The 22,621-nt window shown below is 59.4% G+C and carries 18 protein-coding genes; 14 read left to right on the forward strand and 4 right to left on the reverse strand.

Annotated features, from left to right (window positions below; genetic code table 11):
- Window positions 1–191: 191 nt before the first annotated feature.
- Window positions 192–701, reverse strand: coding sequence for a hypothetical protein (locus PMI22_RS06060; RefSeq protein ID WP_007948030.1), 510 nt, complete (start codon window positions 699–701; stop codon window positions 192–194).
- A gap of 253 nt (window positions 702–954) precedes the next feature.
- On the opposite strand from PMI22_RS06060, the gene PMI22_RS06055 reads away from it, so the two are divergent.
- From PMI22_RS06055 to PMI22_RS06045, 3 genes are all read left to right on the forward strand, one after another.
- Window positions 955–2,313, forward strand: a complete 1,359-nt coding sequence (locus tag PMI22_RS06055) for a hypothetical protein (protein ID WP_007948031.1) — start codon at window positions 955–957, stop codon at window positions 2,311–2,313.
- Window positions 2,314–2,404: 91 nt separating this feature from the next.
- Window positions 2,405–3,340, forward strand: coding sequence for a hypothetical protein (locus PMI22_RS06050; protein WP_007948032.1), 936 nt, complete (start codon window positions 2,405–2,407; stop codon window positions 3,338–3,340).
- 100 nt (window positions 3,341–3,440) lie between these two features.
- Complete coding sequence (locus tag PMI22_RS06045; protein ID WP_007948033.1) at window positions 3,441–4,133, forward strand: aspartate/glutamate racemase family protein; 693 nt, start codon at window positions 3,441–3,443, stop codon at window positions 4,131–4,133.
- A gap of 133 nt (window positions 4,134–4,266) precedes the next feature.
- On the opposite strand, the gene PMI22_RS06040 is transcribed toward PMI22_RS06045, so the two are convergent.
- On the reverse strand, window positions 4,267–5,187 hold the full coding sequence (locus tag PMI22_RS06040) for a LysR family transcriptional regulator (protein WP_007948034.1): 921 nt from the start codon (window positions 5,185–5,187) through the stop codon (window positions 4,267–4,269).
- Window positions 5,188–5,274: 87 nt separating this feature from the next.
- Window positions 5,275–5,715 (reverse strand): carboxymuconolactone decarboxylase family protein, encoded by a 441-nt coding sequence (locus PMI22_RS06035; protein ID WP_007948035.1) that lies wholly within the window; start codon window positions 5,713–5,715, stop codon window positions 5,275–5,277.
- Between the two features lie 205 nt (window positions 5,716–5,920).
- On the opposite strand from PMI22_RS06035, the gene pdxR reads away from it, so the two are divergent.
- The 4 genes from pdxR to PMI22_RS06015 all read left to right on the forward strand — a co-directional run bounded on the left by pdxR (window position 5,921) and on the right by PMI22_RS06015 (window position 9,421).
- Window positions 5,921–7,354, forward strand: a complete 1,434-nt coding sequence (gene pdxR, locus PMI22_RS06030) for a MocR-like pyridoxine biosynthesis transcription factor PdxR (protein WP_007948036.1) — start codon at window positions 5,921–5,923, stop codon at window positions 7,352–7,354.
- Between the two features lie 123 nt (window positions 7,355–7,477).
- Window positions 7,478–7,771 (forward strand): antibiotic biosynthesis monooxygenase family protein, encoded by a 294-nt coding sequence (locus tag PMI22_RS06025; protein ID WP_007948038.1) that lies wholly within the window; start codon window positions 7,478–7,480, stop codon window positions 7,769–7,771.
- Window positions 7,772–8,089: 318 nt separating this feature from the next.
- Window positions 8,090–8,503 carry a cupin domain-containing protein gene (locus PMI22_RS06020; protein ID WP_007948040.1) on the forward strand — a complete coding sequence of 138 codons (414 nt, stop codon included), beginning with the start codon at window positions 8,090–8,092 and terminating at the stop codon, window positions 8,501–8,503.
- 228 nt (window positions 8,504–8,731) lie between these two features.
- On the forward strand, window positions 8,732–9,421 hold the full coding sequence (locus tag PMI22_RS06015; RefSeq protein WP_007948041.1) for a hypothetical protein: 690 nt from the start codon (window positions 8,732–8,734) through the stop codon (window positions 9,419–9,421).
- A gap of 182 nt (window positions 9,422–9,603) precedes the next feature.
- Here PMI22_RS06015 and PMI22_RS06010 read toward each other — a convergent pair whose 3' ends face one another.
- Window positions 9,604–14,505 carry an NAD-glutamate dehydrogenase gene (locus tag PMI22_RS06010; protein ID WP_007948042.1) on the reverse strand — a complete coding sequence of 1,634 codons (4,902 nt, stop codon included), beginning with the start codon at window positions 14,503–14,505 and terminating at the stop codon, window positions 9,604–9,606.
- A 503-nt stretch (window positions 14,506–15,008) separates the two neighbouring features.
- Between PMI22_RS06010 and PMI22_RS06005 the strand changes: the two genes are divergently transcribed.
- From PMI22_RS06005 to PMI22_RS05975, 7 genes are all read left to right on the forward strand, one after another.
- Window positions 15,009–15,362, forward strand: coding sequence for a hypothetical protein (locus tag PMI22_RS06005; RefSeq protein WP_007948043.1), 354 nt, complete (start codon window positions 15,009–15,011; stop codon window positions 15,360–15,362).
- A gap of 298 nt (window positions 15,363–15,660) precedes the next feature.
- Window positions 15,661–16,620 carry an AAA family ATPase gene (locus PMI22_RS06000; RefSeq protein WP_007948046.1) on the forward strand — a complete coding sequence of 320 codons (960 nt, stop codon included), beginning with the start codon at window positions 15,661–15,663 and terminating at the stop codon, window positions 16,618–16,620.
- 5 nt (window positions 16,621–16,625) lie between these two features.
- Window positions 16,626–17,570 carry a DUF58 domain-containing protein gene (locus PMI22_RS05995; RefSeq protein WP_007948048.1) on the forward strand — a complete coding sequence of 315 codons (945 nt, stop codon included), beginning with the start codon at window positions 16,626–16,628 and terminating at the stop codon, window positions 17,568–17,570.
- Window positions 17,567–18,061, forward strand: a complete 495-nt coding sequence (locus tag PMI22_RS05990; RefSeq protein ID WP_007948049.1) for a DUF4381 domain-containing protein — start codon at window positions 17,567–17,569, stop codon at window positions 18,059–18,061. Before PMI22_RS05995 ends, PMI22_RS05990 begins: the two co-directional genes overlap by 4 nt.
- Window positions 18,054–19,133 (forward strand): vWA domain-containing protein, encoded by a 1,080-nt coding sequence (locus PMI22_RS05985; RefSeq protein ID WP_007948050.1) that lies wholly within the window; start codon window positions 18,054–18,056, stop codon window positions 19,131–19,133. Before PMI22_RS05990 ends, PMI22_RS05985 begins: the two co-directional genes overlap by 8 nt.
- A complete protein-coding gene (locus PMI22_RS05980) occupies window positions 19,130–20,869 on the forward strand; it encodes a tetratricopeptide repeat protein (protein WP_007948051.1) in 1,740 nt (579 codons plus the stop codon). Before PMI22_RS05985 ends, PMI22_RS05980 begins: the two co-directional genes overlap by 4 nt.
- On the forward strand, window positions 20,866–22,506 hold the full coding sequence (locus PMI22_RS05975; protein ID WP_007948052.1) for a BatD family protein: 1,641 nt from the start codon (window positions 20,866–20,868) through the stop codon (window positions 22,504–22,506). Before PMI22_RS05980 ends, PMI22_RS05975 begins: the two co-directional genes overlap by 4 nt.
- Window positions 22,507–22,621 lie beyond the last annotated feature (115 nt).

Here is a 22,621-nt window from a genome sequence, read left to right on the forward strand (position 1 = left end):
GCCTGCGAGGCTGCGTCCGGCGACGCAGTCGTCGTAAACCCGGTGGACGCGGTTTCCTTATAAACCGCATTGTCTGATTTCACGACGACTACGTCGCCGGACGCAGCCTCGCGAGCTCGGCAGCTGCTACAAAAGCCGTGTGATCACCCCCATCCCCTATAGGAGCAGCTTGGCTCCTACAAGGTTTTGGGTCAGTCCGGGAGGACTTGGCCGCGATCGCGAGGGATCAGACTTTGCAACTGCTGCGCCAGAAAGTTCGCATCGAACGCAAAGGTGTCCGGGTCTTTCAGGCCATTGGTCTTGCGCCACTGCCAGCTAGTCGACGGCGGCAGGCACACCAGCGAAACGCTGCCATAGCGCGCAGCCGTCAGCCCCATCACCGCCAATGAAATCTGACCGCCCGCGCCCATCACATCCGGCACGAACTCCACCGGCTTGCCGGCAATGACAATGGACAGTTTCTCGGTCTTGAACGGCGACGTCTCGACCGGCACGCTCGGCCCTGAAGCGACATAAGCCTCGCGGCTCACCTCCAGCAGATTCGGCGCCTGGACCGGTTCCAGCCAATGCTGGATCTGATCGAACAGCTCACCAATGCGCGTCGCCCACACGGTCGATTGCGACTCAAACGTCTGCTTCTTGTGCGCTTCGCTTTCTGCGTAGTGGCGAAGCATTTCGCCCAGTTGTTGTACGTCGTCCATTGCGGTGTTCCTTTGGTTGGAGCGGTGCTGCGGAACTTCATCATGGCAGATGACGGCCGCCGACGTACGACAAAGCTGCCAGGTGGATGCGCCCTGACCGTGAGTCAAAACGACGAGCGGTTACATTCAAGGGGCGTAACTCACTTCGACCTGTCAGATGTGACAGTAGCCGACACTCACCTATCAGGTGTTAGATGATCCGGCAGTTGACGTTACGGGAAAGCCCATTGCCGTCAGCAAAGGATCGCACCTAATGAGCAGTCAGATTTTAAAGATAGATAAAGTAACCATACTGCTGATGACGACGCCGGTATTTCATCCCGACAATCCTGAGGGTGGCATTCGCCTTTCCAACGCAAAAGCTGAAGCAGTGGTCGATCCCTGGCTCAACATGAATGCGTTCGACACTGCAGAGTTGTTGCTGAATAACGAATCCACACCCGTTGCCGACAAAACCATTCAGCCGGGCGAAGAAAACAAAAGGTTCTCACTGTTTCTACCGATCGCCCGCTTGCATGACGGTATCAACCGAATCCGTTTGAGGGTCAAACGGATCAGTCAGGACCCGGAAACCTCGGAGGACCTTGTCGTTCTCTTCAACACACATCGCCCCGGTGGCGATGTGACGGGGACTGGGGACAATCTCAACCTGGTCATGACACTACCCGCTGATGTCATCGACAAAGGTCTGGATGCCGATCGAGTCGCCGAAGGCGTAGAGGTCAAACTGAAGTACGTTTACATGCGAGCGCACGACAAAATCACGCTCGATTGTGATGGTCACACGGTCCTGCATACAGTGACAGCGGCACAAGCCGCTGCCGGCACAATCGTGTTGAAGCTTTTTGCAGAGGCATTCAAAACGGATAACCCTCGATTTGCCATGCGCTTCAGGGGCGTGGATCAAATCGGCAATTCATCAGGACCGCAGGCGATCTGGTCACCGACTACTCACATAGACGTGCACATCCGACAACCCGCTCTGGATCTGAAACCGCCCAAAGTGCTGGAAGCCAAGGAACTCGACGGGACCCGATTGAACTTCGAAAAGGACTTCTACGAGGCCAACTTTGCCACGGTAGAGGTTGATTTCACCGGCTCCGCCCTCGGGCAAACCGTCAAAGTCTATTGGCTCGGGCGCAATTCGACTTATGGCAGCGAGATTCAAACCGTCGCCTATGCAGGACAGGTACTGAAATTTCTGGTCCCGAGGCTGGAAGTGGTTGATTGCATCGGTAGCGGTGCGCAGATCAGTTACACCGTGAGGCTGCCTGGTCCCACCGAGCCTCTACCCTCCAAAGACCTGCGCATCACAGTCACCGCGCAAAAACATCGTCTACCGGAACCGACGCTGAATCAGGACAAAACCAATCTCAGGGTTTACTACCCAACGCTGGAAGGCACTTACAGCGTGCGTATGGCCCTATTCGGTATCACCACTCGCTACGGCGATGAAGTCCCCATCACACAGCCATTACAAACCGATCTGTCGGTGCCGTCGGCATGGATAACAGAGAACCGGGGCATATCCGTCATGTTCAATTACACCCTGAAAAGGACAGACACCGCTGACCCCATTATTTTCTCATGGTGTTTAAGAGTCGCTTTATAGCTGAGCAGCTGATTTTAGTTAGATTCACCGCCCCCTCAAAACAGATCACCCAGCCAAGATAATTACACGACAATCGACAGGGAGTTTTGTCATGCACAAAATAATTGGATTGCTTCTATTCGCATTGGTGGTGGGATGTAGCCAAATCGATCACCCCCCGGCCGATGTAGGCGGAGCGTTCAGTGGGGGAACTACTCAAGATGGGCCGGTTATTGCGGCTCAACTAACGACGCTTTATGGCAGAACAGTAGCGAACTGCAACAACTCCGACTCTCAACCTGCTTTCCTGTGTTCAGGGGTCACATTGAGAGTGACGGTAAAAGACCCCGCCAACACCTATAAAGTCTGGGACCCAAGCCCGACATCCATTAAAAGCGGCGGTGTTTCCTTTTCTCATCTACGGGCAGATGCGAATTTTGGTCGATTGGCATGGGGCTATGGCAACGGTTATATCCTGTACCCCATATTCGAGACACCGACTGACAAAACAGATCTGGACTATCTGTGTTCTTACCCCATGGATGGATGGACGTGGCACCGAAGTGAAACATCCGTCTGCGTTCCCCATCGCGACTATCCCGCTCAGAGTCAACTTTGCCAGAACGCGGGCGTGACCACTGCCGAACAATGGCTGGCCGTCTGGAATATCCCGGGTGGCAATCCGAATCTGCGGCAATGCGGTTTCGACATTACCGATGAACGCAATGCCCTGGCAGGACCCGCGTTTTATCAATCCCTGCGTGCAAAAACCCTACTGGGTATTACAGGGTTTAACGGGCATAACGAAGTCATCATAAAAACCTGGGCACCCGGACGCCCCAATACGTTTCCAATCATGGCGTTCTTTTACGTCTACGGCGGTACAAACCCGAAACCGCTCGCCGATGCGCAATATAACCAGCGGGATTTCTACAACTCCACCAACCCGAAAATTGTGGTCCCCATTATCCGCCTGACGCCCGCGAACAGCCCCACGGGGACCGCCATCTTTCAGTATGCCGCAGCGGATCAGGCAGTGACTCAATGAACGACCCCGTGCATTTATCACTGGCACGCTTCGCGAAATAAATCGACACTCTCCTGCCCGCCTGCAACGTTAATACAGGCAATGACAAAGGGAGTGTTGAATGCGCACCATCGGCCTTATCGGCGGCATGAGCTGGGAGTCCAGCGCCGAATATTATCGCCTCATCAACCAGCAGGTTCGTGATCGTCTCGGGCCGTTGCGTTCGGCGCAGTTGCTCATGTTCAGCGTCGACTTCGGTCCTGTCGAACAGGCCCAGCATGCCGGGCACTGGGACGATGCGGCGGCGATTCTGGTGGATGCGGCGCGGCGGTTGGAAGCTGGTGGCGCCGAGTGTGTGGTGCTGTGTACGAACACCATGCACAAGGTGGCCGGGCAGATTCAGGCTGCGATCACTATTCCGTTCCTGCACATCGCCGACCCGACCGGCCAGGCAGCCGTGGATGCCGGTGCGTTGAAAGTCGGTCTGCTCGGAACCGCGTTTACCATGGAACAGGACTTTCTCAAGGATCGTCTGAGCGCGATGGGGTTGACCGTGCTGGTGCCTGAAGCCGAGGAACGCCAGGCCGTGCACCGGATCATCTACGACGAGTTGTGTGTCGGGGTGATCAGCGAGGCGTCGCGCAAGGTCTATCAGCAGGTGATCGAGTCGCTCTCCCGGCGCGGCGCCCAGGCGATCATCCTCGGCTGCACGGAAATCGGCCTGCTGATCAAACCCGAGCACAGCGCCCTGCCCTTGCTCGACACCACCGAACTGCATGCGCAGGCGGCGGTGGCGTTTGCATTGGGCGACTGAGTCACGGCAAGGCGAGCACCCATGCAGGAGTGAGACCGGCTTGCCGGCTATCGCGGACTAACATTCAAAATAGATGTCGACTGATACACCGCTATCGCCGGCAAGCCGGTCTCACTCCTACAATTGATCGCGTTCAATTCTCGAACCACTCCCGGCGCTCATTGAAGGTGTTCTGGATCAGTTCGACGATCATCTGCACCTCCGTCTGCCCCTGTGATACAGCACTCACCGCCATCCACACCTGACGCTGCATCGGCTGATCGAACAGCCCGGGCAACGCAATCAGCCCACGGTCGAATTGGCTCATGTAACGGGGTAACAGCCCGATGCAGGCGCTGCAACGGATCATCTCCAGCATCAGCGCATAGGAGTGCAATTGCGCCACGCCGGCCAGGCGCTGATCCACCACGCTGTTCCACGGGCGAAAACTCTCGACCTGACGATCGTGCTGCCATTGCACCAGCATGAAGTCGGCCAGGTCGTCGAGGTTGTCCGGTCGTGCGGCGACCCGCGAATAGCGCTTGGCGATGTGCGGCAGGTAGTCCAGTTGTGCCAGAGGCTGCGGTTCGCTAACCGCAAAACCCGGACCTGGCAGCGGCGAATCAGTGCCGGCCAACCACAGCACCACATCGGCGCTGACCGCTTGCAGGCTCAGCTCACTGTCGAGCGTAATGATGTCCAGCCGCACGCTGGCGTTACGACGCAACAACGCGACCAAATCACGACCGAGAATGTCGTGCAGGATCGACTCGGCCACCGCCAGGCGAATCAGCGGTTGCTCGATGACCGACGCCGCGCGCTCATGCGCCAAGGCAATCAACTGTGCCTGAAGCGCCAACCCTTCACGACTCAGGGCCAGGCCATTGTCGTGATGATTGAACAGCGAACAGTGCAATTGCGCCTCAAGCTGCGCCAGGTGTTTGCGTAATTGTGTGGATTTGATATTGAGGCTGCGAGCGGCCTGCATGAAGCACCCGCAACGGGCGCTCACCCGGAAGGACTGCGCCAGCACGGGATCGATGTTGGCGGCAAAAGTAGACTCCATGAGTGACATCAATGACTCCTTGTCGATCTATCCTTGAAAGCTTCATCCTGCGCAGGGTTTATGAACCTGATGTGACACCGGGCGCGGAAAATTGATTCAGCCGCCAGGGGTTTGCCGAAAACTCACCGCCAGACGATTCCAGCTATTGATGGTGCTCACGGCAATCGTCAAATCGACCAACTCCGATTCGCTGAATTGCTCGCGGGCCCCTGCGTAAACGTCATCCGGCACATGGCTTTCGGAGAGCAGCGTCACGGCTTCAGTCCAGGCCAGTGCCGCGCGCTCGCGCGGATTGAAAAAGCCGCTGTCGCGCCACACGACGATCGAGTACAGGCGCCGGTCGGTCTCGCCGAGGCGCCGTGCGTCCACCGAATGCATGTCGGTGCAGAACGCGCAGCCGTTGAGCTGCGACGCGCGGATCTTGATCAGGTGCACCAGCGCGGGTTCGATACTGAGGTCGCGGGTCAAGGCCTCCATGGCGATCATCGCTTTCATCGCTTTGGGCGAAGCGCTGTAGTAATCCAGACGGGAACTCATGGGGCGACCTCGCGGATCGAATAGTAACCTCCACGTTAGGCGCTGATGCACCCACGTTACAGAGCCAATTCAACGAAAAAGCCAGGGGCCATTCGGCAACAGACCAATCCGGGGTATTTGGCCCACGCAACTTCTGCACAGCCACTCATACGGGTAATCTGGCGCGACGCACACGCGCCTCAATTGTTGCAGGAGCCTCGCCGGTATGGAACTTCATGTCGTCATCAACGGCCGCAAGGACCTGGCAGGCCAGTTGTACAACCAACTGCGCAGCGCCATCGAATCCGGGCGCCTGGCCGCCGGAACACAGCTGCCGCCCAGCCGCTTGCTAGCCGAACAGCTGGGGATTTCGCGCAAGACCATTTCCGACACGTACTCGCAGCTGACCTACGAAAACTTCCTCACCGGGGTGATCGGCAAAGGCACCTATGTGAATGCCCGACCGTCCAAAATCACCCGTAAACAAAGCCATTCCGAGCTGGCGAGTTTTGAGGTGATCGAATCCTGGCGCAATCTGCCGGTGTTCCTGCGTCATCCGACACTGGAAGGGTCGCTGCGCTATGACTTCATTGGCGGTGCCGTCAGCAAGGGCCAATTCCCGCAGGATGACTGGCGTCGCTGCACGTCCCACGCCTTGCGCCAGATGGCCGGTTCCAAAGGCCTTTACAGCCTGCCCGAAGGCCTGCCGGCGCTGCGCAATGCCATCGCCCGGCATATCGCGTTTTCCCGTGGAGTCAATTGCCAGGACGAAGACGTGGTGGTGTGCAATGGCGCGCAACAGGCGCTGGACCTGATTTCCCGGGTGATGACGCGCCCCGGCAGCATCGTCGCCATGGAAGACCCCGGCTACCCGCCGGCACGCCTGTTGTTTGGCTCGCACGGCGCCACGGTGATCGGCGTACCGGTGGATGCCGAAGGCATTCAGGTGGATAAAATCCCCCTCGGCACGCGGCTGATTTACGTCACACCGTCCCATCAGTTCCCGCTCGGGCTGCCGATGAGCCAGGAACGCCGGGTAGCGTTGCTGGAGCGAGCTTATGAACTGGGCGCGATCATCATCGAGGACGATTACGACAGCGAATTTCGCTACGAGGGCCGTCCTGCCGACTCACTGCAAAGCATGGATGAACGGGGGATCGTCGCGTACGTCGGGACTTTCTCGAAAACTCTATTGCCGGAGTTGCGCCTCGGCTATGGGATTTTGCCACCGGCGATTCTCGAAGCAGTGATTCGCGCCAAGCAACTCACCGACCTGCACACCTCCACACTGCCTCAGTGGGCGCTGGCCAAATTCATTGCCGAAGGCTGCCTGCTCAAGCACATCCGCCGCTGCCACACGATCTATGCCGGGCGTCGCGAACGGATTCTGGCGCGCATGGCGGGCGACTTATCGCCCTGGTTCGAGCCGGTGCCGTCCACGGCCGGCTTCCACCTGGTGGTGATGTGCAAAGTGCCTATAGATCTCGCCTTGGTGATCGAATTGGCCAAAAAGGTCGAAGTCGGGCTCTATTCCATCGAGGCCTTTTACTTCCAGCAAGCACCGCAGGCCGGGCTGTTGCTGGGTTTTGGCGCGCTAGAAACCCTGGATATCGACACCGCTCTAGACCGTTTGCGCGACATTTTGCAGCAGGTGGCCTGACCGATTGGTCTGCGGGTTTACCGGGCGTTTGGCTATTGGCGGTCCGGGGAAGCAGGCCTATCCTGCCTGAGCGTTATCCCTCAATGAGCAGGATTCGTCCGGCCTGATTCAGGAGTGTGAGCAATGTCCAACGAAGTGATCAATACCGTACAGGTGCAGGCCGCTGCCGGCCGCTCGGATGAACTGGGTAAGCAACTGCAAAAGATTGTCGAAACCCTGCGCGAATTACCAGGCTGCGACTCCTACATGGTCGACCGCTGCCCCGAGGACACCAACCGCTGGACTGTCAGCGCCCACTGGCAATCGGAAGCGGCCATGCAGCAGCATTTCAATTGCCCTGAAGTCCAGGGTTTTATCGGCCTGATCGACAACCAATTGGCAAATGCCGTGGATTTCAACAGCTTCCCGATTCGTTAAAACGCTCTGTAGCTATCAAACCCGCAAGACTGCGTCCGTCTCGTAGCAGCTGTCGAGCAACGCGAGGCTGCGTCCGGTCGCCCTGCGGCGCGTCAGGAAAACCGCGTTGCAGGGTTTACGACGACTCCGTCGCCGAACGCAGCCTCGCTGGAGCTCGACAGCTGCTACAGACCGAACGCAGCCTCGCGTTGCTCGACAACTGCTACGACGAGCGAGGTGTTGCATTGGTCCCCTCAGCTTCCCGAATATTGGCTGTTTGATTGCCCTGTCCTGCGGACTATCGTTGCTCCTGACGATAACCACCGCAGGTAATAATCCATGAAAGCTTTGCGTTTCCTTGCTGCCCCCCTCGCCGCCCTGGCCCTGAGCGTTTCGGCTGCTGCCATTGCTCACGAAGGCCCGTCTGAAAAGGTCACGGTGCTGCAGGATCAGATGCTGAAAAATGTGCCCGGTAAAAAAGCGTTGATGATCGAAGTCGATTACGAGCCCGGGCAATCATCCATTGCCCACAAGCACGAAGGCACCGCCATGGCCTACGTGATATCGGGGGAGATTGTTTCCCAGGTCAAGGGGGAACAGCCCGTCACTTACAAGGCCGGCCAGTATTGGTATGAACCGGCGGGATCGGAACACCTGGTGTCAAAAAACGCCAGCGCAACCAAGCCTGCCAAACTGCTGGTGTTTATGGTGTTGTCTCCGGATGAAAAAGTGTTGATCCCATTGGAAAACTGATGCCTGCTCGTACAGCTATAAACAAAAAGGCTCAAACTTCGGTTTTGAGCCTTTTTATTTCCCTGCGTCATTAACTGCCCCTATTTAAACCCAATAAAACTATAGGCCTCTCGAGAAGCGCAAGCTTTGCCTTTTTCATTCAGCAAAGACAGGTTTAGTCTGAAATGACCGCTGGATAACACCGGCACATTCACTTTCCGACTCAGGCTGTTTCACGGGAGTAACACCATGAAACTTGCACTTGTCAGTACCTTGACGTTGACGACTGTTTTAACAGGCTGCTCGATCCCCACCGCACCAAGCGCTGTATCCCCACTGGAGGGCATCTTTACCGAGCCCGTTGGCCGTAGCAATGCCCTGCTCATTCCTAATGGGAGTAACGTCTCGCTGGGCATCGTTTACAGTCAAAACACCCAGACCAATCGCGCCTACCTACAGGACTACCGGGCCAACGCCGGCACTGGCTTTGGCCAGAGCTTATTGATTGATTCGATTCATGACGCCTTCGTGACAACCTCCAACCCCGACCTCGCCGTGGATTGGGTCAAAGCGTCGTTGCAACGCCAATTCAGCTCGGTCACGGTGTATCCGGACATGCAAAGCCTCAAGGCTGCAAAACCGGACGTGACAGCCATTGTCGACAGTCGCAGTCAATTGATGACCTCGCGCAGTTCGGATTTAGAGGCTCATGTCAGTGCAGATTTTTATGACACCAATTTGAAGTACATTGGCACCGCACAAGGGCATGACGCTAAAAGCCTGAGCCCTCTTTGGGCGGACTTTGAACCGAGTTCTGAGATAGTCGCGGATATTAACGAGCAACAGAATGTGCAAGTTAGAGCGCTGCAAAAGTTTGACCAGTCGCTCAGTAATTTATTGACCAGACCGACAGATAAAGTGGCGATGATTGACAATTAACCCAAATAGTAGTTGTACTAAGGCTAATGACCCCATCGCGAGCAGGCTCGCTCCCACAGTTGAAATGCATTCCAATTGCGGGAGCGAGCCTGCTCGCGATGAGTCCCGAAATGACGCCCTATAACCAACACGCAAAAAAAACCCCGCATGTCGCCATGCGGGGTTTTTCATTCAACGCCTGATCAGGCCGCCGGTTCCAGCTCTTCGCTGGCCGTAGCAATGGCAGTCACCACCGCTTGCCCACTCAACGCCAGGTCGAGCAGCTCACGGTTGGCTACCGCGTACATGGCGTAGTCCGTACCGCTGGCGGCACGCAGTTCCACCAGCATGGCGCGCCAGCGTTCGATCATGCCTTCGTGCGCTGCCATCCACAGCGCAAGGCGTGTTTCCACGTCCTGAGTGCCGTCGCCCTGTTGCAGGACGGAGATGGTAATCGCACGTTGTTGCCAGTCGACGTCATCACGGAACGCTTCACGGGCCAGGGCCTGCCAGTTGTTTTCAACCGGCAGAGCGCTGATCTGTTGCAGGTACCAGGTGATGTCCAGCGCGCTGCCGACGGCGAAGTAAGCCTTCGCGACGTCTGCTGCGTTCTGACCGGTGACGTCCGACGCTTCGATGATCGGCAACAAGGTGTACAGGTGGGTGGTGCCTGCAACCATGCGCGCCAGCAACTCAGGTACGCCAGCCGCGACGTAAGCCTGATAGCGGGTCTGCCAGCCTTCGCGGGTCGGGCCTTCCAGCAGTTCGTCGAGCTTGAGGCCCAGCGCTGCCAGATGTGGACCGAAGTGCGCGACGTCACGAGCGGCGTTCTGCTCGTTGCGACGGCTGCGCAGGAACCAGCGCGTGGCGCGGCGGCCCAGACGCATCAGCTCGTCCATCAGCTCCAGTTGTACGTCGGCGGAAACCTGATAATCCAGGGCTTCGATCTGACGGAACCAGTGCGGGAGATGGAAAATGTCACGCACGATCACGTAGGCGCCCGCCACGTTCGCCGGGCTCATGCCGGTCGACTCTTTGAGTCGTTGAACGAAGGTGATGCCCATGTGGTTAACCAGGTCGTTGGCGATCTGGGTGCTGACGATTTCGCGCTTCAGACGGTGACGGCGCATGGCTGCCGAGAACTTGCTCACCAGGGTCGGCGGGAAAGCGGTTTCCATGTCACGGGTCAGGTAGTCGTCATCCGGCACCAGGGAGTTGAGCAACTGCTCCTTGAGGTCGATCTTGCTGTAGGAGATCAGCACCGAGAGCTCGGCACGGGTCAGGCCGTGGCCATCCGCAACGCGCTCGTTGATCGCTTCTTCCGCCGGCAGGAACTCGATGGCACGATCCAGCTTGCCACGGCTTTCCAGATCGTTCATCAGACGCTTGTATTCAGCAATACGCGGCAAGGCACGACGCGCCGCCAGGGACAGGGCCTGAGTCTGCTTGTAGTTGTTGCCCAGCACCAGATTGCCGACTTCGTCGGTCATGCTCGCCAGCAACTGGTTACGTTGCTTGTCGGTCATGTCACCGGCGTGAACCACTTCGTTCAGCAGGATCTTGATGTTTACTTCGTGGTCGGAGCAGTCCACGCCACCGGCGTTGTCGATGAAGTCGGTGTTGGAGCCGCCGCCATTGAGACCGAATTCGACACGACCCAGTTGGGTCATGCCGAGGTTACCGCCCTCGCCCACGACTTTGCAGCGCAGTTCGTTGCCGTTCACGCGCAGTGCATCGTTGGCCTTGTCGCCCACATCGGCGTGGCTTTCGCTGCTGGCCTTGACGTACGTACCGATACCGCCGTTCCACAACAGGTCTACCGGTGCCTTGAGCAAGGCATTGAGCAGTTCGGTCGGGGTCAGCTTGTCGGCCTGAATGTCGAAGCGCTCTTTCATCTGCGGGGAAATCGCGATGCTTTTCGCGCTACGGGAGAAGATCCCGCCGCCTTCGGACATGATGCTGGTGTCGTAATCCGACCAGGCCGAACGCGGCAGGTCGAACAGGCGCTGACGCTCGGCGAAGCTGTTCGCGGGCTCCGGATTCGGGTCGATGAAGATGTGCAGGTGGTTGAACGCAGCCACCAGTTGCAGCGTCTCGGACATCAACAGGCCGTTACCGAATACGTCACCGGCCATGTCGCCGACGCCGACCACTGTGATGCTGTCTTTCTGGACATTGATGCCGCGTTCGCGGAAATGACGTTGAACGCCGACCCACGCACCCTTGGCGGTAATGCCCATTTTCTTGTGGTCGTAACCGGCGGAACCGCCGGAAGCGAACGCATCACCCAGCCAGAAGCCGTAGTCGATGGCAATACCGTTGGCGATGTCAGAAAAGGTCGCAGTGCCCTTGTCCGCTGCAACCACCAGGTACGGGTCATCGTCGTCATGACGCACGACGTTGGCCGGCGGAACCAGCGCGCCGTCCTTCAGGTTGTCGGTGATATCCAACAGACCCGAAATGAAGATGCGGTAGCAGGCGATGCCTTCGGCCGCGATCTCGTCACGGCTGCCGCCCAGTGGCAGGCGACGCGGCAGGAAGCCACCCTTCGCGCCTACTGGCACGATGACCGAGTTCTTCACTTGCTGGGCTTTTACCAGGCCCAGGACTTCGGTGCGGTAGTCTTCTTCACGGTCGGACCAGCGCAGACCGCCACGCGCCACGTTGCCGAAGCGCAGGTGCACGCCTTCAACGCGAGGCGAGTACACGAAGATTTCGAACTTCGGTACAGGCTTTGGCAGCTCTGGAATCTGGTGCGGGTTGAACTTGAAGCTGAAGTACGACTTGTTATGGCCGTGGGCGTCAGTCTGATAGAAGTTGGTGCGCAGGGTGGCCTTGATCAGGTCCAGGTAGCGACGCAGGATGCGGTCTTCGTTCAGCACCTGGACGTCGTCCAGTGCGCTCAGAATCGCGTGTTCCAGACGTTGCTGCTTGTCTTCCAGATCATCGCCCGACAGCTTGCGCGCCAGGTAGAAACGGGTTTTGAACAACCGGGTCAACTCGCGAGCGATGTCGGTGTGGTTGTTCAGGGTGCTGGCGATGTAGCCCAGGTCGAAGCCCAGACGAATCTGCTTCATGTAGCGCGCATAAGCACGCAGCAGCGCCACATCGCGCCATGGCAGGCCCGCGGTCAGTACCAGGCGGTTGAACGCATCGTTCTCGGCATCGCCACGCACGATGTGGACGAACGCGTCCTGCAAGGTGTCGTTGAGTTGCTGAATGTCGAGTTCCAGGCCTTCGGCAGCCGTGAACGCAAAGTCATGGATCCAGAACTCGCGGCCACTGGTATGGCGCAGGCGATACGGGAATTCACCCAGCACGCGCAGGCCAAGGTTTTCCAGGATCGGCAACACGTCGGACAGCGCCAGCGGCGTATCGGCGTGGTACAGCTTGCAGTGCAGCATGCGCTGGCCGGACACCTGACCCAGTGGCTGATAGAAGCTCATCACCAATGGATTTTTTTCGTTCAGGCTCAGCAGATGTTGCATGTCGACCACCGCCGAGTGGGCGGCGAAACGCTCGCGGTAGCCGGCCGGGAAACCTTTCGGGAAGTCAGCCAGCACGTTGGTGCCGCTCGCCTCGCCGAAACTTTCAACCGTCAGGCTGGCGTAGTCGTCCTGCCAGCTGCGGCAGGCCTGAACCACTTCTTTTTCCAGCAGGACCGGGTCGATGTCGATGCGGTTTTTCGGGTCGACGCGCAGGATCAGTTGCACGCGGGCCAGTACGGATTCGGAGAAGAATGTCCAGAACTCGCAATCCGAGGCTTTCAGGCGATCCATCAGCACTTGCTGGATCTTCTGGCGCACTTCGGTGGAGTAGATGTCGCGTGGCACGTAGGCCAGGCAGTAGCAGAAACGACCGTACGGGTCTTTGCGCAGGAACACGCGGATCTTGTTGCGTTCCTGGATCTGTACGATCGACATCACGGTGCTGAACAGTTCGTCGACCGGGGTCTGGAACAGGTCATCGCGCGGCAACACTTCGACCACCTGCGCCAGCTCCTTGCCCAGGTGAGCCTTGGCCTGGAAACCGGACCGGCGTTCGATTTCTTCGACCTTGCGGCGGATGTACGGAATAACCCGCACGCTCTCGCCATACACCGAGGAGGTGTACAGGCCCATGAAACGGCATTCCTTGATCACGTTGCCGTCGGCATCGATTTCACGGATCGATACGTAATCCGGGTAAGCCGGACGGTGTACACGGCTTGGGTGCGCAGCCTTGGCGAACGACAACAGGGTCGGTTCGCGCAGGTAGTTCACGGCGTAGTCTTCGATGCGCAGGTCATCGTAGGTCAGGCCGGTGCGCAGCAGTTTGGTCAAGCCCAGGAAGGAGTTCTGGTCGTAGACGATGTGGCCGCCGTCGGCTTCATCGCGAACCACGAATTCTTCGTAGCCCAGGAACGTGAAGTGGTTACCCACCAGCCATTCCAGGAAGCTTTTGATTTCGGCTTTTTCTTCAGGGTCGACCGCGAACTGGCTGTTGTCCAGGCCAGTGAGAATTTGCTGGACCTTTTCTTTCATCGGCTCGAAATCGGCGACCGCGACGCGGACTTCACCGAGCACCTGTTCCAGCTCTTTGCTCAGGACATTGAGCTCGGCCGTGTTGGCGCAACGGTCGATTTCCAGGTACATCAGCGATTCTTGCAGAATGCCTTCGCCCTGGGTGCCTTTGGGCAGGATTTCCAGCAATTCGCCTTTGCTGCCGCGACGCACGCTCAGCACGGTGGTTTGCAGGGTATGAATGCTGTAGCCGCGACGGTTCAGCTCGGTACGCACCGAGTCCACCAGGAACGGCAGGTCGTGGTGCAGCACTTCGACCGCGGTGTGGGTCGACTGCCAGCCGTGGCGTTCGTAATCAGGGTTGTAGACGCGCACTTGTGGTTGCGCGTGATCGAAGCGCTCAAGCAAGCGCCATGCAGAAAGGGTGCAGCCGGCGAGGTCGGACAACCGACGTTGGGTCAGCTCGTCGAGGGAAATGATGCCGAAGAATTGTTCAGCAAACAGCGCCACTTGTGGCAGTGCCTGTTCACTGATGTGCTGTGCCAGTGCCGCTTGCAGTTGGTGCTGGAAGTCGGCTTTGCTGGCTGCGGTGAAGAACGCCATCTGTGGTACTCCGCTTGGGCTTGTTATTGATGGAAGCGTCGCGTGCAAAACCCCTTGCGGGGCGATCCGTCACCCTGTTCCTGATTCTCGGGCAGAGGAAACAGGGGGACAGGTGGGTGAAGCTGGACGAGACACTCGGGTCACATTCACCTTCCATGAATGGGCATCTGCAAAAACGACTGGACTGCGTGCAGCGCAATGCCTTTACAGGTGCTCATCCGTTGCGCAGCTTAACGAGTGCGGCAAGGCCCATGCTTGCGGTGCTGCGACATATTCGGTCATCGGTACGCAACTGGCGGCACGCGCCTCGAACAACACTAGCAGCCGTGGGCAAAAACGGGGGTTTTATCCCCGGTTTCCGGCACCCGCGTGCCAGAAATGACCAGTAACACTTCCAGCGTCCACGCCCCTCCTCTGACACTCATCCGAGCAGAAATTCCCTTGTGCTGGCAGAATTGCGTTTTGTTCGTCTTCACCATGCTCGCCGAGCCAGGAATTGCCCCATGCAAATGACCACCGCCCTCTTGATTGTGAACCCTTGCGATGACGAGGAAGACAACATGGCCATGCTCTGCTGCCACAGCGATCAGGGCGAGATGTTCCTGATGACCCGCTACCCGGACGAGGACGAACTGGAAATCACCCTCGACGACGAGCCTTCAACGCTGGACGGCGTAAAAGTCACCCTCAGCCCTACCCGCCTGCTGATCGAAATCGCAGCGGCGGATGCGGATGTGCTGAATGGGGATGATTCTCTGGAAATCATTCACAACACCGATGCGGGTGATTTGGCGGAAGTGGAAGAAACCTTGCAGAACATCCTCAAGGGGACGGGTACCTATATAAGCCAGCTCTAACTATCAATGTGTCTGTGCCGGCCTCATCGCGAGCAGGCTCGCTCCCACAAAGGAATCGAGGCGGATGCAATTTCTGCATCCACTGGAGATTACCTGTGGGAGCGAGCCTGCTCGCGATGAGGCCCTCAAAACCGCCACAGGGCCCGTGCCCTGCAATCTTCGAAAAGTTTTGCCAATCATTTCCCGCACTTTGCACAAAATGCCGTTAGTCGCCGCCCCCCGCGATGGATTAAAGTAACGCCCCCGGCCCAAGCGTTATTCGAACGCCTTCGGCCACCTTCTCCAGGAACAGTCATCGATGGAACATCGTGAAGCGCTACTCGCGCTGCGAACCTTTCTTTCAACGCAGATTCTCGGCCAGGAAAAACTCATCGAGCGCTTGCTCATCGCGTTGCTTGCCGACGGCCACATGCTGGTCGAGGGCGCTCCGGGCCTGGCCAAGACCAAGGCCATCAAAGAGCTTGCCGAAGGGATCGAAGCACAGTTCCACCGAATCCAGTTCACCCCCGACCTGTTGCCTGCCGACATCACCGGCACGGAAATCTATCGCCCGGAAACCGGCAGCTTTGTCTTCCAGCAAGGCCCGATCTTCCACAACCTGGTGCTGGCGGACGAAATCAACCGCGCCCCGGCCAAGGTTCAGTCTGCGTTGCTGGAAGCCATGGCCGAGCGTCAGGTCAGTGTCGGGCGCAGCACCTATGAACTGTCGCCGTTGTTTCTGGTGATGGCGACGCAAAACCCGATTGAGCAGGAAGGCACTTACCCGCTGCCCGAAGCCCAGCTCGACCGTTTCCTGATGCACGTGAAAATCGGCTTCCCGGACGCGGCGGTTGAACGCAAGATTTTGCAACAAGCCCGTGGTGAGGCCCTGCACGGCGAAACCAAACCGGAACGCCGGGTCAGCCAGCAGGCTATCTTCGCCGCGCGCAAGGAAATCCTCGGTCTGTACATGGCCGACGCCGTAGAGGAATACCTGGTGCAACTGGTCATGGCCACGCGTAACCCCGGCAAATTCGACCCGGAGATGGCCGACTGGATTGCCTACGGTGCCAGCCCTCGCGGTTCCATCGCGCTGGACCGTTGCGCCCGGGCCCACGCCTGGCTGGCCGGTCGCGACTTCGTCAGCCCGGAAGATATTCAAGCCGTATTGTTTGACGTATTGCGCCACCGCATCATTCTGTCCTTCGAAGCCGAAGCTGCCGGCATCGACCAGGACCGGGTGGTCCAGCGGATTCTCGACGTCGTAGCCGTCGCTTGACCCCGATGAACGCCACTCTGCCGCCCGAGCCGGGCATCCGTGTCAGCCTCGCCGAGCTGATCGAGATGCGCCATCGCGTGCGTGAAGTGCAGTTGTTTTCCACACCCAGCCAGCGCAGCCCGCTGATCGGCCTGCACCACTCCAAATTCCGCGGGCGTGGTGTGGACTTCGACCAGGTGCGGGTTTATCAGGCCGGTGACGATGTGCGCACCATCGACTGGCGCGTGACCGCCCGAACGCAAGAGCCGCACACCAAGCTGTTTCATGAAGAGCGTGAGCGGCCGATTTTCATCATGGTCGAGCAAAGTTGCCGGCTGTTTTTCAGCTCGGGCCTGATGTTCAAATCGGTACTCGCCGCCCAGGCCGCCAGCCTGATCGGCTGGGCCGCGCTGGGCCATAACGACCGGGTGGGCGGACTGGTGTTCGGCGACAACGAGCACTACGAAATCAAGCCCCGGCGCAGCAAACAAAGCCTGCTGCAATTGCTCAACCGACTGGTGCGCGTCAATCAATCGTTGCACACCGAAACCGAGCAAAACCGCGACTCCCTCAACCTGGCACTGCGTCGGGCGCGAGAAGTGTTGCGGCCCGGCAGTCTGGTCATCGTGATCTGCGACGAGCGCGCCTTGACCGACGGTTCTGAACAGCAACTGAGCCTGTTGTCGCGCCATTGCGACCTGTTGCTGTTGCCCGTGTCCGATCCTCTGGACCACGCCCTGCCCGCCGCCGGTTTGCTGCGATTTGCCGAACGTGGTGCACAACTGGAGCTCGACACTCTGAATTTCGACCTGCGCCAGACCTATCGCGCACAAGCCGAAGCACGCATCGCCCGTTGGGAATTGCTCGCACAAAAACTGCGCGTATTGCTGATGCCATTGAGCACTCAGAGCGAGATGGTTGAGCAACTGCGCGAGTACCTGAACCCACAAAAGCCGGGGAAAGGTCGATGAGCAGCCTCGATCAACTGCAGCCCCTGATCACCCCGCCCCCCATCGAATTCTGGCCTCCGGCGCCGGGCTGGTGGTTGTTACTGTTACTGCTGCCGCTGATCGGTTTTGGCCTGTGGCGAATGCGACACTTGATGGCACGCAAACGTCCCGTCGTTCGTGCCGAACAGCCACTGGACCCGGTGCGCGTCGCAGCGCTGGCCGAACTGGCGCGGATGCCCAAGCCGTACGACGGCGCACCGGCCGGCGCCTGGTTGCAGCAGCTCAATGGTTTGCTCAAGCGCCTGTGTCGCAACCATTACCCCTACAGCCAGAGCCACACACTCAACGGGCGCAAATGGCTGGCGTTTCTCGACAATCGCTGCCCGGCGGCCGGCCTGACACGCTGGATGGTGCTGGTTGAAGGTGCCTACAAACCCGAATGCAAACTCGACGACAAGGCCATCGCGGGCCTGACCCAAGCCGTCGACACCTGGATTCGCAAACATGTTTGAGTTCGCCTGGCCGTGGATGTTTGCCTTGCTGCCCTTGCCTTGGCTGATGCGCGTGCTATTGCCAATGGCCGACAGCGGCGAGCCGGCGCTTAAAGTCACGTTCCTGAACGACCTCGAAGGCCTGACCCGCCGCCGCGCCCGGGCAAACCTGCCGGCTTGGCGCCAGCAGGCACCGTTCGTGCTGCTTTGGCTGTTGCTGCTGATCGCCGCCGCACGCCCCCAGTGGCTGGGTGAACCGCTACCGATTGCGGCCAGTGGCCGCGATTTGCTGGTGGCGGTGGACGTGTCCGGCTCGATGGATTTCCCGGACATGAAGTGGCAAAACGAGGACGTCAGCCGCTTGAGCCTCGTGCAGCATTTACTCGGTGATTTCCTGGAAAACCGCGATGGCGATCGGGTCGGCCTGATCCTGTTCGGCAGTCAGGCGTACCTGCAAGCACCACTGACGTTCGACCGGCACACCGTAAGGGTCTGGCTGGACGAAGCGCGTATCGGCATTGCCGGCAAGAACACCGCCATCGGCGATGCCATCGGCCTGGCGCTTAAACGCCTGCGCCTGCGTCCGGCCCAGAGCCGCGTACTGATTCTGGTCACGGACGGCGCCAACAACGGCGGCGAAATCGACCCGCTGACCGCTGCACGTCTGGCCGCTAACGAAGGGGTGAAAATCTACCCCATCGGCGTTGGGGCCAACCCGGAAGACAGTGGCACCCTGAGCTTTCTGGGCGTCAACCCGAGCCTGGACCTCGACGAGCCGGCGCTCAAAGCCATCGCTGAAGCCACCGGAGGCCAGTACTTCCGCGCCCATGACGGCAACGAGCTGCAAACCATCAAGGACACCCTCGACAAACTCGAGCCCGTCACGCAGCAGCCCACCCAGGCCCGTCCGGCCCAGGCGTTGTATCACTGGCCGCTCGCGTTGACGCTGTGGTTGAGCATGCTGCTGGTGGTGCGCGAACGCTGGCCGGACAACCCGCTGCACCGCCTGTTTACCAAGGATCTGTTCTTGCAATCGCCCCTGCCTGACTGGCGCCAGCGACTCAATCGCCTGCGCCTGCGGAGACGCCGATGAGCGTGCTCTGGCCTTTCTGGTTCCGCCCCTGGTGGCTGCTGCTGTTGCCTGTGCTCTGTTGGCTGCTGTGGCAACTCTGGCACCGGCAAAAGCGTGCAGGGCGCTGGCAGATGATTCTGCCGCCCGCCTTTCACGCCGCGTTGCTCAGTGGCGGTAACGGACGTGACAGCAAACTGCCCTGGATCGTACTCGGGCTCGCCTGGCTGCTGACCGTTCTGGCGCTACTGGGGCCGAGTTGGCAACGGGTCGAACAGACCAGTCAGAAACCGGCCGACCCGCTGGTGGTGGTACTGGAACTGACCCCGGAAATGCTCGCCACCGACGTGGTGCCAAACCGGCTGGAACAGGCGCGACGCAAGCTGTTTGACCTGCTGCAAGTGCGCAGCGACTCCCAAACGGCCATCGTCGTCTACTCCGGCAGTGCACACACATTGGTGCCGCTGTCGGATGACCTCTCGACCAGTGGCAACCTGCTGGACGCGCTGAAACCTTCGCTGATGCCTGAGACCGGCCATCGGGCCGATCTCGCCGTGAACAAAGCCCTTGCCTTGCTCAATCAGGCCGCTTTGGGTGATGGGCGGATTCTGCTGATCGGCTCCACCCTGACCGAACAGGAACGCCAAGGCATCCGCCAGGCACTGGACAGGCATTCGACGCAGTTTTTGATGCTCGGCATCGGTACCGACGAAGGTGCCCCGGTCGCTCAGGAAGACGGCAGCTTCCTCAAGGACAATGAAGGCGCAATTCTGGTACCGCGCCTGGACAACTCAAGCCTCAAAGCCTTCGCCAACGATCTTGGCGGAGAGTATCGCCAGGCACGGCTGGACGACACCGACCTGCATGCGCTCGGCTTGCTCGATGGCCCGCGCGCACTGCGCAATGATGGGCAAATGTTGCGCCTCGACACCTGGGCTGACCAAGGTTACTGGCTGTTGCTGCCGCTGTTGCTGCTGGCGGCGTGTGCAGGTCGGCGCGGCTGGTTGTTCTGCCTGCCGCTGCTGTTTGCGCTGCCGCAACCGAGTTTCGCCTTCGATTTCGAAGACTTGTGGTTGCGCCCTGATCAACGGGGTCTGCACTTGCTCAAGCAAAACCGCCCGGCCCGGGCCGCGCAGTACTTCCAGGACCCACAATGGCAGGGTGTGGCGCTGTATCAAGCCGGTGACTACAGCGGCGCCGCCCAGCGGTTCGCCGAAGGCAGTGACGCCCACGCCCACTACAATCGTGGCAACGCCCTGGCCAAAAGCGGGGAACTGGAAGCCGCGCTGGACGCCTACGAACAGGCGCTGGAGCTTCAACCGGATTTGCGCCCGGCCCTGACCAACAAAGCGCTGGTGGAAAGTCTGCTCAAGCAGGAACTCACCCCGCCGCCGGTTGAACCGGACACCACCGATGATAGCGAGGCGCAAAACGCCGAGCAGGAACAGTCACCCGGTGCGGCCACACAACCGACGAGCAACGGCGATCCCAAAACCGATGCCGAACAGGCCACACCGGACACCGAACAACAGGCCACAGCGCCGCCGAAACCGGGTGCCAATGAAGTCCCGGGCAGCGAGTTGGCAGACGAGCAAAGCACCAGGCCACCGCAGCGCCCGGCCAGCAACACGATCGAAGGTGAACAGCGTCAGGCGCTGGAGCAATGGCTGCGCAAGATCCCGGATGATCCGGGTGAACTGCTCAGGCGCAAATTCTGGTACGAACAGCAACAACATCAGGATCAGGGAAAAACTCGATGACCCGCTTCACCTTCTACATTTGGGCCCTATTGTTCTGCGCCGTTCAGACCCAGGCGTCGGAGCTTGTGGCCAATGTCGATCGCAGTCGCCTGAACTCCGGCGAGACAGTCGAATTGACCCTGGAATCCAGCGACGTGACGCAGTTTGGCAAGCCGGACCTGACGCCACTGGAGCCGCTGTTCGAAGTGCGCGGCACCCGCCAGGTCAACCAGTTGAACACCCTCAGTGGCGACAACCGCGCGACCACGCGCTGGATCATTACCTTGCTGCCCAAGGCAAATGGCAGCGTGACCATTCCGTCATTACAACTGGGCGAGGCGCAGAGCCAACCCATTACCGTGCAAGTGGTCGAGGGTGAAAGCCAGGACACCGCGAACCGGCTGGCCCCGGTGTTTATCGACGCCAGCCTTGATGAGACCAGTGTTTACGTGCAAGCCCAGGCAGTCTTGACCTTGCGCATCTACCATTCCGTGTCGCTGTACGACGACAGCAGCCTGACCCCATTGCAGGTGCCTGACGCGCGTATCGAACAATTGGGCGAGTCGCGCACCTACGAAAAAGTCATCAACGGCCTGCGCCATGGCGTGATCGAAATGCGCTACGCGATATATCCGCAACACAGCGGCGAACTGGCCATTCCGGCGCAGATCTTCAGTGCCACCCTGGTCGATACCCAGCCCGCGCAGGACGCCGCCGCCCAGGTGCCGAAATCCGGCAAACTGATGCGTGTCAGCTCCACGCCAATATTGCTGACAGTCAAAGCAAAACCCGACAGCTACCCGGCCGACCTGCCCTGGCTGCCGGCCCGTAGCGTGACGCTGAGCGAAAGCTGGAACCCGGAGCCGGACCACGCACAGGTGGGCGACTCGCTGACCCGCAGCCTGATCCTCAAGGCTGAAGGCCTGTCCAGTTCGCAACTGCCGCCGTTGCCAGCCACTGACGTCAACGGCTTGCGGCGCTATCCGGACCAACCGGTCCTGAGCAATCAGAGCACTGAACGTGGGCTGATCGGCAGTCGCGAAGACCGCGAAGCCCTCGTTCCCACCCGCAGCGGTGCAATCGAGTTACCGGCGGTAGAGGTGGTCTGGTGGAACACCTTCGAAGACCATCTGGAACACAGCAGCCTGCCGGCCCGCACCCTGCAGGTCGCCAACAACCCGAGCATGGTGGTCGACACACCCGCCGCGAGCCCTCAAGTCAATTCCACTGCCGACAACGAAACCCTGCGGCGCTGGAAACTCAGCACTCTGATCCTCGCCTGCACCACCGTGCTGGGGTTCGGTCTTTGGTGGCGTGCCCGCCGGCAACCGGCGATCTCGCGTGCCACGCAGACCGGCCCGAGCCCGCGCACCGTTCTCGACGACCTCAAGCGCGCCTGCCTGGCGAATGACTCACACGCCACCCGCCAGGCGCTCGACGCCTGGGCCCGGCAACAGCCGGAAACCCTGGCCGACATGGCCGCCCGTTTCGTGCCACTGTCCGATGCCCTCGACGGTTTGAACGGCGCGCTCTACAGCGAAACCGGCCAGCACTGGCAAGGCGAAGAACTGTGGCGCGCGATCAAGGCAATTCCGATTGCCGAGCGGGTTCAGGATCCGGTGGGTGATAGCGGGCTGCCGCCGCTGTACCCGAAATAATCATCCCCTGTAGCAGCTGCCGAGCAGCGCGAGGCTGCGTCCGGCTGCGCAGCAGTCGCAAATCAGCGTTTGCGGTGTATCAGGCAAACCGCGTAAACAAAACTTACGACTGCTA

Source organism: Pseudomonas sp. GM21, assembly GCF_000282215.1.
Taxonomy (GTDB): domain Bacteria; phylum Pseudomonadota; class Gammaproteobacteria; order Pseudomonadales; family Pseudomonadaceae; genus Aquipseudomonas.